This is a genomic window from Streptomyces sp. P9(2023) (assembly GCF_032436795.1).
In the GTDB taxonomy this organism is placed as follows: Bacteria; Actinomycetota; Actinomycetes; order Streptomycetales; family Streptomycetaceae; genus Streptomyces.
The window spans coordinates 11,518-23,898 of sequence record NZ_JAUPWM010000016.1 but is presented as its reverse complement, the minus strand read 5'-3'; the positions used below and the strand labels follow the sequence as shown (position 1 = coordinate 23,898).

Genomic DNA, 12,381 nt, shown 5'->3' with positions numbered 1-12,381 from the left:
CCATGTGCCGTTCTGTACAGGTTCTTTCGGCCATCTGTCCGAATCAGGCGTGACTGGCGGGAAGACGACAGGTTGCCCACGGTTGACCCCCGGGGTCCGCGAGTTCGCCGTTAGCGTTCGGGATCGCAAGGAAGTTCCACCCAATCGTTGACGGAGGAAGACCTTGAAGATTCGATTCGCCGCACTCGCCGCCGTAGCCGGACTCTCCGGTGCCCTCGCCCTCTCCGCCCCCGCGCAGGCCGCACGGGGCGCGGAGGCCGACGTGCAGGTGGCGCAGCCCGCCGGGGTCTCGGCGCTGGCCGACTACACGCTCTGCGCGACGATCTACACCAACGGCACGGCCGCCGGCCGGGGCTGTTTCTCCTCGTACGGCGACAAGTTCACGATGGACGACTACAAGTCGGACGGCCTGCGAGTCGTCGCCGAGTGGTACACGGACTACGGGCGCAGCGGCGAGTGCCACTACACCGCGGGTGCCGACGCCGACCCGGGCGTGTGCAACTACGACATGCGCGAGGACGGTCGCGTGAACTTCCGTGTGGCGGTGCGCAACGGATCCGACGCCGCCAACTCGGCGGCGACCAGCTGGTCCGGCTACGTGCCGATCGGCGGCTGACCTCGTCCTGTGGCCACAGGCCCGTCCGTATCGCGGACGGGTCTGTCTGTTGCACCTCTGTTGTATCTATGCTGTGCGCATGCCATCAGCGCCCCCAGCCGCCGACCGCGTCTACATGCACGTCAAGCAGGCCGTTCTCGACCGTCGGTACGAGGGAGGGACGCTGCTCACGGAGGGCGAACTCGCCCAGGCCGTCGGGGTGTCCCGGACCCCCGTGCGGGAGGCGCTGCTCAAGCTGGAGATGGAAGGGCTGCTCAAGCTCTACCCCAAGAAGGGCGCCCTCGTCCTCGCCGTCTCCGCGCAGGAGATCGCCGACGTCGTCGAGACCCGGCTGCTCGTCGAGGAATTCGCCGTCCGCCGGGCCGTCCCCGCGTCCGCCGCGCTCGTCGAGCGGCTGGCGGAGCTCCTGGAGGAGCAGAAGCGGCGGGCCGAGGCCGGGGACCTCGCCGAGGTCGCCGTCACCGACCGCTCCTTCCACGCCGAGATCGTCAAGCACGCCGGCAACCAGATCCTCGCCCGCCTCTACGACCAGCTGCGCGACCGCCAACTGCGGATGGGCGTCGCCGTGATGCAGTCCCAGCCGGACCGGATCGCCAAGAACATCACCGAGCACGCCGAGATCCTGGAGCGGATCAGGGCCGGTGACGCGGAGGGTGCGGCGCACTGCGTCCGCCAGCACCTGAGCTGGGTCAAGGTCCTGGTCCGGGGTGACGCCAGGTGAGCCGCGACGGACAGGGCCGTAACGGAGGCGGACGTAACGAATCCGGCCGCAGCGGAAGCGGCCGCAGCGGATCCGGTTCCGGTTCCGCGGTCACCCTCCCCGGTGACCCGCCCGGCGGCCGGCGTGCCGCCCTCGTCTGGGGCGTCGGGGTCGCCGTCTACTTCGTCGCCGTGATCTTCCGTACGTCGCTCGGCGTCGCCGGACTCGACGCCGCCGACCGCTTCGACGTCAACGCCTCGGCCCTCTCCACCTTCTCCATCCTCCAACTCCTCGTCTACGCCGGCATGCAGATACCCGTCGGCCTCATGGTCGACCGGCTCGGCACCAAGAAGGTGCTGACCCTCGGCGTCGTCCTCTTCACCATCGGCCAGCTGGGCTTCGCGCTCGCCCCCTCGTACGGCATGGCCCTCGCCGCCCGCGCCCTGCTCGGCTGCGGCGACGCGATGACCTTCATCAGCGTGCTGCGGCTCGGCACCCGCTGGTTCCCCGCCCGGCGCGGGCCCTTCATCGCCCAGGTCGCGGCGCTCTTCGGGATGGCCGGCAATCTCGTCTCGACCATCTTCATCGCCCGCGCCCTGCACGACCTGGGCTGGACGACCACGTTCGTCGGCAGCTCGATCGCGGGCGTCGTCGTCCTCGTCCTGCTGCTGCTCTTCCTCAAGGACCACCCCGAGGGCCACGAACCGCCGCCCGTGCCGCACGCCGGGGCCGCGTTCGTCCGCCGTCAGATCGCCGAGTCCTGGCGGGAGCCGGGCACCCGGCTCGGGATGTGGGTGCACTTCACGACCCAGTTCCCGGCGATGGTGTTCCTGCTGCTCTGGGGGCTGCCGTTCCTGGTCGAGGCCCAGGGCCTCTCCCAGGGCGTCGCCGGTGAGCTGCTGACGCTTGTGGTGCTCTCCAACATGGTGGTGGGGCTCGCGTACGGGCAGATCATCGCCCGGCACCACACCGCCAGGGCCCCGCTCGCCCTCGGTACGGTCACGGCGACCGCGCTGGTGTGGGGCGCCACCCTCGCGTACCCCGCCGACCGGGCGCCGATGTGGCTGCTCATCACACTGTGCGCGGTCCTCGGTGCCTGCGGGCCCGCCTCGATGATCGGCTTCGACTTCGCCCGCCCGGCCAACCCGCCCGAGCGTCAGGGCACCGCCTCCGGAATCGTCAACATGGGTGGTTTCACCGCCTCGATGACGACGCTCCTCGCGATCGGCGTCCTCCTCGACGCGACCGGCGACAACTACCGGATCGCGTTCGCGTCGGTCTTCGTCCTGGAGGCGCTGGGCGTCGTCCAGATCCTGCGCCTGAAGTCGCGTACGGCACGCAGAGAGAAGGAACGCCTGGTCGCGAGTCGGGTCGAGGCCGTTCACGTACCGGCGTGAGTCCCGGACGGGGGGCTTGCCTCAGGGCGTGACGGCGAAGTTGTCCAGGATGGCCTGGGCCAGCTCCGTGTCGCCCTCGATCTTGATCCGGTCGGCGACCGCCGCCGGCCGGATCCGGCCGCAGGCGAGCCGTACGTACGTCTCCCAGTCCAGCGCCAGCGTCACCGCGGGCCCCAGCGACGGCGCCCCGTCGACCGAGCCGCGGCCCTCCGCGTCCACCCGTACCGTCCGCAGGAACTCCACCGGCCCGTGCACATCGAGCACGACCGCCGAGTTCGCCGGTGCGCCCGCGTCCTTCGCGACGACCTTGGCCAGCGCGAGGAGCAGGTTGTCCCGGACCACCAGGGCGCCGGGGGAGTCCAGGTTGCCGGGCTTCCCGAGCGCGACGCGCAGGTCCTGCTCGTGCACCCAGACGTCGAAGGCGCGCATCCGGTAGGCCACTTCGAGGGTCTGCTCGGCGCCGAGGGGCGCGCGCATCAGATGGTCGGGCCCGCGGTTCTCGTTGCGCAGCTGACGGGCGCGGCGGATCAGGATGTACTCCAGCTCCGAGGTCATCTCGGGACCGGTGTGGTGCCGCCGCACATCGACCTGCATCTCCATGTAGCGGGCGAACTCACCGCGTACGTGGTAGAGATCGCGCGGCAGCGAGTGGATGGGGCGCGGGTCGCCCAGCATCTCGCACTCCATGCCGATCACATGGGACACGATGTCGCGCACCGACCAGCCCGGGCACGGTGTCGCGCGGTTCCATTCGCCTTCCACGAGCGGCTGCACCAGCTCGGATATCGCTTCGATGGAGTGGGTCCAGGCGTCGGCGTAGGTCTGGAGGCTGGGATGGACGGTCACGGGACCCCTCGGCGGTTCTGCGGTGCACGGGCTGACGATCGAGCGGACAGGCGGGCTGGAGACAAGACTGCGTGGGAGGCTCGGACGCTAAGTTACGCTGCCCGAAGGCACCCCGGCAGTGGTTTCGTGTGACGATCGTAGGCCCGTGTTGACGGCTCGAATGCCAGGACGGTGGTAGTGTGCGCGCCTCCCTCATCCAGATCGCAGTAGACCCGGACGAACCGGTCGTTTCGCGCCGCGCGCGCGTGGCGGAGCTCGTACGGGCCGAGCGCGGCGCCGCGGACCTCGTGGTCCTGCCGGAGCTGTGGCCGACGGGCGCCTTCGCGTACGAGTCCTTCGCGGCGGAGTCGGAACCGCTGCGCGGCCCCACGTACGAGGCGATGGCGGCGGCCGCGCGCGACGCGGGGGTCTGGCTGCACGCGGGCTCGATCGTGGAGGCGGAGGGCGGGGAGCTCTTCAACACCTCGCTCGTCTTCTCCCCGACCGGGGATCTGGCGGCCCGGTACCGGAAGATCCACCGCTTCGGCTTCGACAAGGGCGAGGCCGTGATGATGGCGGCGGGCGACGACCTGGTGACGTTCGCCCTGCCGGACCTGGACCTCACGGTGGGGCTCGGTACCTGCTACGACCTGCGCTTCCCGGAGCTCTTCCGGGGCCTGGTGGACGCGGGCGCGCAGGCGTTCGTCGTCCCGGCCGGCTGGCCGGCCCGCCGCCGCGCCCACTGGACGCTGCTCGCCCAGGCGCGGGCGGTCGAGAACCAGGCGTACATGCTGGCCTGCGGCACGGCCGGCACCCACGCGGGCGTGGAACAGGCCGGGCACTCGATCGTGGTGGACCCGTGGGGCGAGGTCCTGGCGGAGGCGGGCCCGGGCGAGGAGATCCTGCGGGTGGAGCTGGACCCGGCGAAGGTGACGACGACGAGGGAGCAGTTCCCGGCGCTGAAGGACCGGGTGTTGTAGGGGCGGTGCTGTAGAGGCGGGCTCAGTCCTCGCGCTCACGCTCGGCCATCCGGATCACGCACACCGCGACGGCGATGAGCAGGGCGCTGTCGGTGTCCTCGCGGACGACGTTCACGGCGTACGTGTCCCGCACGCGGAACCACTGCCGGGAGATGTGGGCGAGGAGCTCGCCGTCGTACTCGACCGTGAACTCCCGGTCCAGGATCCGGCCGCTGACGTCCAGTTCGGTCCCCTCGACCAGGGTGACCCGGTAGTGGTTGCGGAGCAGCGACAGCCGCTTCCTGCGGATGGTGGCGAGCGGCCGGTCGTCCCGCTCGATCGTCATCGCGTCCCGCAGGCTGAACATCTTCTGCCGCAGTGTGACCAGGACCTGCCCGATCGGATCCTTCAACTCCAGGGTGTCGCGCAGCCGCAGGGCCTTGCCGTCGACGAGGAAGGCGTGCCGCCCGTTCTCGTCCTCGATCCAGTAGTCGTCGCCGATCGCGAAGAGTTTGTCCCGTACGAGATATTTCATGGCGGGATGCGTTCCCCGCGGGGCGCCGGTTCACGCCAGGAGCCTCCCGCCCGGGCGAGGACAGGAGGCTCCTGGCATCACGGAACCACGGCATCAAGCAATCACGGCATCAAGGCGTCACGGCATCAAGCCGTCAGCGCGTGATCGTGTAGAACGAGGTCGTCCCCGTGCCCTCGTTCGCGACCGCCAGCATCGGGCGGTGCGTGGGGCTCTGCCAGGCCGGTACGAACTCCAGGCCCTCGGGCGACTCGTCGCCCGCCGTGCGGACCCAGTTCTGGAAGCGCGGCTTCCGCGGGTCGCTGATGTCGAAGACCATCACACCGTTGGTGCGCTCGATCGCGACGAAGGCCATCAGCTTGCCGTCGATCTCGCCGATGGTCAGACCCTCCGGCTCCGGGCCCTTGTTGTCGCTGCGCTTGTCGAAGTCGCCCTCGCCCTCGGCGTTGAAGTTCGCCGGGTCGATCTCGGCGGTCAGCCGCTCCAGCAGGTCGCCGCTGTCGTAGACCAGGCGCCCGTCCTCGTCGCGGATGGAGAAGGAGCGCCCGCCGTAGACGCGCACCGGGTCACCGGCGTTGGCCGGCCGCAGGACGTTCAGCCGGCCCATCTCGGTCTCGGCGAGCAGGGAGCGGTCGAAGCCGGCGGGCAGCAGCGCCGGGTCGAGGTCGGCCAGGCGGATGCCGTCGACGTACTTGGTGGCACCCTTGCCGTACTCGCGCTCGTCGCCCTCGTTGGCGACGACGTAGTAGCCGCGGCCGCGGTGCTCGAAGGCGGCGACGGAGTCCGGCATGTAGACACCCTGGAGCGGGCGCGGCTCGATCCTGATGGCGCCGTCGCGGTCGGAGGTGTCCAGGCCGTTGCCGGGCTTGGAGTGGTCCTTGAAGCCGAGGCCGTCGATCGAGGTGACGCGGGCGGAGCGCAGGTCGACGGTGGCGACCGCGTTGTTCTCCTGGAGGGTGACGAACGCGGTGCGGCCGTCCCTGGAGACCGAGATGTACTCCGGCTCCAGGTCCTGGGCGACCGTGGCGCCCGGGCCGCTGGTCCGCACCGAGGCGTCCAGGCGACGGTCGTCGAAGGCCCGGAAGTCGGCGGTGCGCACGGTGGCGCGGGCGACGCCCCGGTCCAGGGAGACGATGCTGACGCTGCCCTCGGGGTCGGCCTGGCCCGGCTGGTAGCCGACGGGCTCGCCCTCGTTGGCGACGAGCAGGCTGCGGCCGTCACCGGTGAAGGTCACCATGTCCGGGCTGTACCCGGCGGTGACCACCTTGACCACGGTGCCGTCGGCGCGCATCAGGACGACCTTGCCGAGCTCGCCGGCGTCCGCCGACTCGACGGCGGCGGCGATCAGCCCGTGCCGGGCGTCCACGCTGGTGACCGCGCCGGTGCCGTAGGCCGACAGATCGACGGACGTGATCTTCACCGGCCTCGCCGGGTCACGGACGTCGAGGATGTCGAGAGCCAGGCCGTCGGCCGTGGTGACGTACGCGCGCCGGGTGATCCAGTCGTACGCGACGATCTCGGCCTTCTCACCGGCGTACGTACCCAGGTGGGCCAGGTTCACCGGCCGGTCGCCGGAAGATCCGTGGGCCGACGCCGGGGCGGAGCCGAGGAGGGCCAGGGAGGCGGTGAGCGCGAGGGACGCGGCGTACACGCGTCTGAAGCGCGTGGATGTGTTCATGAGGAGGATGCTCGGTAGAGGGCGTGAACGGGGCGTGGCCGAGGGATTGCGGGAGGCCTCGCCATACGTGTGATCCGGTGTTCGTACCCGGATGGCACCCTTGAACCATGAACGATGCCGTCCCGGCGCCCACCCCCGCGCCCGTGCCCGCGCCCACAGCCACGCCCACAGCCACGCCCACCGCCACGCCCCGTCGCCGTGCCCGTGTCCGTGCCCCCGAGCTGGTCGGGAAGGGGGGCTGGATCAACACCGGCGGCAAGGACCTGACGCTCGCCGACTTCCGGGGTCGCGTATTGATCTTGGATTTCTGGACCTTCTGCTGCATCAACTGCCTGCACGTCCTCGACGAGCTCCGTGAGCTGGAGGAGAAGCACCGGGACACGCTGGTGATCGTCGGGGTGCACTCGCCGAAGTTCGTGCACGAGGCCGAGCACCAGGCCGTCGTGGACGCCGTCGAGCGGTACGAGGTGCACCACCCCGTTCTCGACGATCCCGAGCTGGTGACCTGGAAGCAGTACGCCGTACGGGCCTGGCCGACGCTCGTCGTCATCGATCCCGAGGGGTACGTCGTTGCCCAGCACGCGGGTGAGGGGCATGCCAACGCGATCCGGACGCTCGTCGAGGAGCTGGAGGCCGAGCACGAGGCCAAGGGGACGCTGCGGCGCGGGGACGGGCCGTACGTGCCGCCGGAGCCGGTCGCGACCGACGTGCGCTTCCCCGGCAAGGCCGTCCTGCTCCCCACCGGCAACTTCCTCGTCTCCGACACCACCCGTCACCAGCTCGTCGAGCTGGAGCCGGACGGGGAGACCGTGGTGCGGCGGATCGGGGACGGTGAGTTCCGCGAGCCGCAGGGGCTCGCGCTGCTCCCCGACGGCAAGGTCGTCGTCGCCGACACCGTGAACCACGCCCTGCGTACGTACGACCCCGCGACCGGTGTCATCGAGCGGATCGCGGGCACCGGCAAGCAGTGGTGGCAGGGGTCGCCGACCTCCGGGCCCGCACTCGACGTGGACCTCTCCTCGCCGTGGGACGTGGCCTGGTGGCAGGGCAAGGTGTGGATCGCCATGGCCGGTGTCCACCAGGTGTGGACGTACGACCCCGAGACGGGGACGGTCGGGGTCGCGGCCGGTACGACCAACGAAGGGCTGGTCGACGGGCCCGCCGACGAGGCCTGGTTCGCGCAGCCCTCGGGGCTCGCGGCCACCGCGGACCGGCTGTGGATCGCCGACTCCGAGACGAGTGCCGTCCGCTGGATCGACACCGACGGCACCGTCCGCACCGCCGTCGGCACCGGGCTCTTCGACTTCGGCCACCGCGACGGCGCCGCCGGCCAGGCGCTGCTCCAGCACCCCCTCGGCGTCACCGCGCTCCCCGACGGGTCCGTCGCGATCTCCGACACGTACAACCACGCCCTGCGCCGCTTCGACCCGGCGAGCGGCGAGGTGACGACGCTCGCGACCGATCTGCGCGAGCCGAGCGACGCCGTCCTCGTCGGCGACGAGATCGTGGTCGTCGAGTCGGCCCGGCACCGGCTGACCCGGCTGCGGCTGCCCGAGGAGGCGGTCAAGGTCGAGGCGGTCGCCCACCGCACGCAGCGCGAGGCCACCGAGGTCGCGCCCGGCCGGCTCCGCCTCGACGTCGTCTTCCAGGCGCCGACGGGGCAGAAGCTGGACGAGCGCTACGGCCCCTCCACCCGGCTCCTCGTCTCCTCGACCCCGCCCGAGCTGCTGCTCGGCGGCGAGGGCACCGGTACGGATCTCTTCCGCGAGCTGGAGCTGAACCCGGAGGTCACGGAGGGCGTCCTGCACGTCTCCGCGATGGCCGCGTCCTGCGACGACGACCCGGCCAACGAGTACCCGGCCTGCCATGTCCACCAGCAGGACTGGGGCGTTCCGGTGAAGCTGACGGAGGGCGGCGCGGCCCGCCTCCCGCTGATCCTCGCCGGCATGGACGGCTAGTTCCCCGCGCACGATCCGCTAGCGCACGATCCCCTGGTTCCGCGACGGCCGCCCGGCCGCCCCGTCCAGACAACCGGCCACCCACGCCCCCGGGTCGTGGGTGGCCGGCGTGCCGCCCAGGCCCGTCCGCTCCATCTCCGCGCACTCCCCGTCGCGCAGCTCGCGGAACTTCGCGATCCGGACGGCCGTCAGATAGCCGCCCTCGTACGCGATGTCCGTGCCCCACGGCGGCCGTTCGTCGTACCGGTCGATGAGCCCCCACGCGACTCCCGTGCCGAACAGCGCGAAGGCGACGACCCCCACGACCAACTTCCCCCGTGACGGCCCCGCCTGGACCTTCTGACGCTCCATGAGTCGGACGGTGTCAGGAGGGGCCTTTCGCAGATGTTTCCCCCGCGGGAGGATCAGGAGGCTCAGCCCTCCAGGAACGCCACCAGCGCGTTCGCCAGCAGGTACGGGTCGTCCGCGCCGCAGAGTTCGCGGGCGCTGTGCATCGACAGGCAGGCCACGCCGATGTCGACCGTGCTGATGCCGTGCCGGGCCGCCGTGATCGGGCCGATCGTCGTGCCGCACGGCATGTCGTTGTTGGAGACGAACGACTGCCACGGCACGCCCGCCTTCTCGCAGGCCGCCGCGAACACCGCCCGGCCGCTGCCGTCCGTGGCGTACCGCTGGTTGACGTTCACCTTGAGGATCGGGCCGCCGTTGGGGCGCGGGTGGTGCGTCGGGTCGTGGCGCTCCGCGTAGTTGGGGTGGACCGCGTGGCCGACGTCGGAGGAGAGGCAGATCGAGGCCGCGAAGGCGCGGGCGCGGTCCTCGTAGGCGCCGCCCCGGGCGTAGACCGAGCGCTCCAGGACGTTGCCGAGCAGGGGCCCCTGGGCGCCGGTGTCGGCCTCGGAGCCGTTCTCCTCGTGGTCGAAGGCGGCCAGCACCGGGATGTACGGGAGGTCCGCGCGGCTCGCGACGGCGGCCAGGGCGGCCACGCCCGCGTGCACCGAGATCAGGTTGTCCATCCGGGGGCCCGCGACGAGTTCGCGGTCGCGGCCCAGGTAGGCGGGGGCCTCGATGGCGTGGACCATCAGGTCCCAGCCGCCGACGTCCTCGGCGTCGAGGCCCGCCTCCTCGGCCACGAAGCGGATGAGGTCGCCCTCGTGGACCTCGCCGAGGCCCCAGATCGGCTGCATGTGGCGCTGCCGTTCGAGCTTGAGCCCGTCGTTGGCCTGGCGGTCGAGGTGGATGGCGAGCTGCGGGACGCGCAGCACGGCGCGGTCGACGTTCACCAGGTGGTGGCTGCCGTCCCGCAGGGTGAGCCGGCCGGCGAGGCCGAGATCGCGGTCGAGCCAGGTGTTGAGCAGCGTCCCGCCGTAGACCTCGACGGCGACCTGGCGCCAGCCGCGCGCGCCCATGTCGGGCTGCGGCTTCACGCGCAGGTTGGGGGAGTCGGTGTGGGCGCCGACGATCCGGTACGGGGTGTGGGGGGCCGCGCCCTCCGGTACGTACCAGGCGATGAGCGCGCCGCCGCGGATGACGTACTTGCCGCCGGTCGTCCCGTCCCAGGCGGCGGTCTCCTCGACCTGCCGGAAGCCGGTCTTCTCAAGCCGCTCGGCGGCGTTGGCCACGGCGTGGTACGGCGAGGGGGAGGCCGCCAGGAAGGTCATGAGGTCGTCGGTGTGGCCGCGGTCGAAGCGGGCGGTGCTCGTCATGGGTTCACCATACGCACGCCCCGGAATGCGGCGGCGGGGCCCTGAAAGACGGAATGGAACGTTACTGCGCGGGATATCCCGTCTCGCCCAGAAAAACGGAACGGCCCGCTCCCCTCCCCGGGAACGAGCCGTTCGTCAGCAGACCAGGCGCGTACTGGTGTGTACGCGTGCGTACTAGAACGCGGCCTCGTCCAGGTCCATCAGCGAGCCGTCGACGGCCTCGGCGAGCGCGCGCTCGGCGCCGACACCCGGCAGGACGTTGGCGGCGAAGAACTTCGCGGCCGCGATCTTGCCGGCGTAGAAGGACTGGTCCTTGGCGGAGGCGCCGGCGGCCAGCTTCTCGGCGGCGACGGCCGCACCCTTCAGCAGCAGGTAGCCGACGACCACGTCGCCGGAGGCCATCAGCAGGCGGGTGGTGTTGAGACCGACCTTGTAGATGTTCCTGACGTCCTCGCCGGTGGCGGTGAGGTCGGTGATCATCGTGCCGACGATGCCCTCCAGGTCGACGGCCGCCTTGGCGAGCGCGTCGCGGGCGCCGGCCAGCTCCTCGCCGCCGGTGCCGACCGCGAGGAACTTCTTGATCTCCTCGGACAGCGCGTTCAGGGACGCGCCCTGGTCGCGGACGATCTTGCGGAAGAAGAAGTCCTGGCCCTGGATGGCCGTGGTGCCCTCGTAGAGGGTGTCGATCTTGGCGTCCCGGATGTACTGCTCGATCGGGTACTCCTGCAGGAAGCCGGAGCCGCCGAAGGTCTGGAGCGACTGCGCGAGCTGCTCGTAGCCCTTCTCGGAGCCGTAGCCCTTCACGATCGGGAGCAGCAGGTCGTTCAGGCCGACCAGCGCCTTCGCGTCCTCGCCCGCGGCCTCCTTGACCTGGATCGCGTCCTGCACGGCGGCCGTGTAGAGGACCAGCGAGCGCATGCCCTCGGCGTACGCCTTCTGCGTCATCAGCGAGCGGCGGACGTCCGGGTGGTGCGTGATGGTGACCTTGGGGGCCGCCTTGTCCATGAAGTTCGCCAGGTCGGTGCCCTGGACGCGCTCCTTGGCGTACTCCAGGGCGTTGAGGTAGCCCGTGGAGAGGGTGGAGATCGCCTTCGTGCCGACCATCATGCGGGCGAACTCGATGATGAGGAACATCTGGCGGATGCCGTCGTGCTTGTCGCCGATCAGCCAGCCCTTGGCGGGGTGCTGGTCGCCGAAGGTCATCTCGCAGGTGTTGGAGGCCTTGAGGCCCATCTTGTGCTCGACGTTCGTGGCGTAGACGCCGTTGCGCTCGCCCAGCTCGCCGGTCTCCCAGTCGAAGTGGAACTTCGGTACGAGGAAGAGGGAGAGGCCCTTGGTGCCGGGGCCGTGGCCCTCGGGGCGGGCGAGGACGTAGTGGAGGATGTTCTCCGACATGTCGTGCTCGCCGGACGTGATGAACCGCTTCACGCCCTCGATGTGCCAGGAGCCGTCGTCCTGCTGGATCGCCTTCGTGCGGCCCGCGCCGACGTCCGAGCCCGCGTCGGGCTCGGTGAGGACCATGGTGGAGCCCCACTGCTTCTCGACGGCGATCTGCGCGACCTTCTTCTGCGCGTCGTTGCCCTCGTTGTGCAGGATGCCGGCGAACGCCGGGCCGGAGGAGTACATCCAGACGGCCGGGTTCGCGCCGAGGACCAGCTCCGCGTAGGCCCAGATCAGGGAGCGCGGGGAGGTGGTGCCGCCGATCTCCTCGGGCAGGCCGAGGCGCCAGTACTCGGAGTCCATGAAGGCGTCGTACGACTTCTTGAAGCTCGCCGGGACGGGCGCGGTGTTGGTCTCGGGGTCGAAGACCGGGGGGTTCCGGTCGGCGTCGGCGAAGGACTCCGCGAGCTCGTTCTCGGAGAGGCGGGTCAGCTCCTCCAGGACGCTCTTGGCGGTCTCGACGTCCATCTCCTCGAACGGACCGGTGCCGTACACCTTGTCGCGCCCGAGGACCTCGAAGAGGTTGAACTCGATGTCGCGGAGATTCGACTTGTAGTGCCCCATGGCGACGGC

General features: G+C 70.8%; 11 protein-coding genes. 5 read left to right on the top strand and 6 right to left on the bottom strand.

Features of this window, described 5'->3' with window-relative positions; all coding sequences use genetic code 11:
- Window positions 1-163: 163 nt before the first annotated feature.
- From Q5762_RS21075 to Q5762_RS21065, 3 genes are all read left to right on the top strand, one after another.
- A complete protein-coding gene (locus Q5762_RS21075) occupies window positions 164-616 on the top strand; it encodes a hypothetical protein (RefSeq protein WP_315893739.1) in 453 nt (150 codons plus the stop codon).
- 79 nt (window positions 617-695) lie between these two features.
- Window positions 696-1,337, top strand: coding sequence for a GntR family transcriptional regulator (locus Q5762_RS21070; RefSeq protein ID WP_315893738.1), 642 nt, complete (start codon window positions 696-698; stop codon window positions 1,335-1,337).
- Complete coding sequence (locus Q5762_RS21065) at window positions 1,334-2,713, top strand: MFS transporter (protein ID WP_315893737.1); 1,380 nt, start codon at window positions 1,334-1,336, stop codon at window positions 2,711-2,713. Before Q5762_RS21070 ends, Q5762_RS21065 begins: the two co-directional genes overlap by 4 nt.
- A gap of 21 nt (window positions 2,714-2,734) precedes the next feature.
- On the opposite strand, the gene Q5762_RS21060 is transcribed toward Q5762_RS21065, so the two are convergent.
- Window positions 2,735-3,559: a maleylpyruvate isomerase family mycothiol-dependent enzyme gene (locus Q5762_RS21060; protein ID WP_315893736.1), complete on the bottom strand. Its 825-nt coding sequence runs from the start codon at window positions 3,557-3,559 to the stop codon at window positions 2,735-2,737.
- Between the two features lie 179 nt (window positions 3,560-3,738).
- Here Q5762_RS21060 and Q5762_RS21055 point away from each other — a divergent pair, with 179 nt between their 5' ends.
- The gene (locus tag Q5762_RS21055) at window positions 3,739-4,518 is read left to right on the top strand and encodes a carbon-nitrogen family hydrolase (protein ID WP_315893735.1); all 780 of its coding nucleotides are present in this window, start codon (window positions 3,739-3,741) and stop codon (window positions 4,516-4,518) included.
- A 22-nt stretch (window positions 4,519-4,540) separates the two neighbouring features.
- Here Q5762_RS21055 and Q5762_RS21050 read toward each other — a convergent pair whose 3' ends face one another.
- Window positions 4,541-5,032, bottom strand: coding sequence for an LURP-one-related family protein (locus Q5762_RS21050; protein WP_315893734.1), 492 nt, complete (start codon window positions 5,030-5,032; stop codon window positions 4,541-4,543).
- A 133-nt stretch (window positions 5,033-5,165) separates the two neighbouring features.
- A complete protein-coding gene (locus tag Q5762_RS21045) occupies window positions 5,166-6,707 on the bottom strand; it encodes a choice-of-anchor I family protein (protein ID WP_315893733.1) in 1,542 nt (513 codons plus the stop codon).
- Between the two features lie 107 nt (window positions 6,708-6,814).
- On the opposite strand from Q5762_RS21045, the gene Q5762_RS21040 reads away from it, so the two are divergent.
- Window positions 6,815-8,665: an NHL domain-containing thioredoxin family protein gene (locus Q5762_RS21040; protein ID WP_315893732.1), complete on the top strand. Its 1,851-nt coding sequence runs from the start codon at window positions 6,815-6,817 to the stop codon at window positions 8,663-8,665.
- Between the two features lie 18 nt (window positions 8,666-8,683).
- Here Q5762_RS21040 and Q5762_RS21035 read toward each other — a convergent pair whose 3' ends face one another.
- From Q5762_RS21035 to Q5762_RS21025, 3 genes are all read right to left on the bottom strand, one after another.
- Window positions 8,684-9,016, bottom strand: coding sequence for a hypothetical protein (locus Q5762_RS21035; protein ID WP_315893731.1), 333 nt, complete (start codon window positions 9,014-9,016; stop codon window positions 8,684-8,686).
- A gap of 62 nt (window positions 9,017-9,078) precedes the next feature.
- Entirely contained in the window at window positions 9,079-10,368 is a 1,290-nt protein-coding gene (locus tag Q5762_RS21030) for a M18 family aminopeptidase (RefSeq protein WP_315893730.1), read from the bottom strand.
- A 174-nt stretch (window positions 10,369-10,542) separates the two neighbouring features.
- The gene (locus Q5762_RS21025) at window positions 10,543-12,372 is read right to left on the bottom strand and encodes an acyl-CoA dehydrogenase (RefSeq protein WP_315893729.1); all 1,830 of its coding nucleotides are present in this window, start codon (window positions 12,370-12,372) and stop codon (window positions 10,543-10,545) included.
- Between the last annotated feature and the right edge of the window lie 9 nt (window positions 12,373-12,381).